The sequence below is a fragment of the Streptomyces tauricus genome, assembly GCF_014650955.1.
Taxonomy (GTDB): domain Bacteria; phylum Actinomycetota; class Actinomycetes; order Streptomycetales; family Streptomycetaceae; genus Streptomyces; species Streptomyces tauricus.
The window spans coordinates 1-567 of the sequence record NZ_BMVY01000104.1 but is presented as its reverse complement, the minus strand read 5'-3'; the positions used below and the strand labels follow the sequence as shown (position 1 = coordinate 567).

Genomic DNA, 567 nt, shown 5'->3' with positions numbered 1-567 from the left:
GTACTTTTCACCATTCCCTCACGGTACTATCCGCTATCGGTCACCAGGGAATATTTAGGCTTAGCGGGTGGTCCCGCCAGATTCACACGGGATTTCTCGGGCCCCGTGCTACTTGGGTGTCTCTCAAACGAGCCGTTGATGTTTCGACTACGGGGGTCTTACCCTCTACGCCGGACCTTTCGCATGTCCTTCGCCTACACCAACGGTTTCTGACTCGTCTCACAGCCGGCAGACTGTGAAAGAGAGATCCCACAACCCCGCATGCGCAACCCCTGCCGGGTCTCACACACATACGGTTTGGCCTCATCCGGTTTCGCTCGCCACTACTCCCGGAATCACGGTTGTTTTCTCTTCCTGCGGGTACTGAGATGTTTCACTTCCCCGCGTTCCCTCCACACACCCTATGTGTTCAGATGTGGGTGACAGCCCATGACGACTGCCGGGTTTCCCCATTCGGAAACCCCCGGATCAAAGCCTGGTTGACGGCTCCCCGGGGACTATCGTGGCCTCCCACGTCCTTCATCGGTTCCTGGTACCAAGGCATCCACCGTGCGCCCTTAAAAACTT

1 rRNA gene is annotated in these 567 nt (G+C 57.1%); it reads right to left on the bottom strand.

Going from position 1 to position 567, the window contains the following annotated elements:
* Positions 1 to 567, bottom strand: a 23S ribosomal RNA gene (locus IE278_RS41760); the annotation flags it as partial.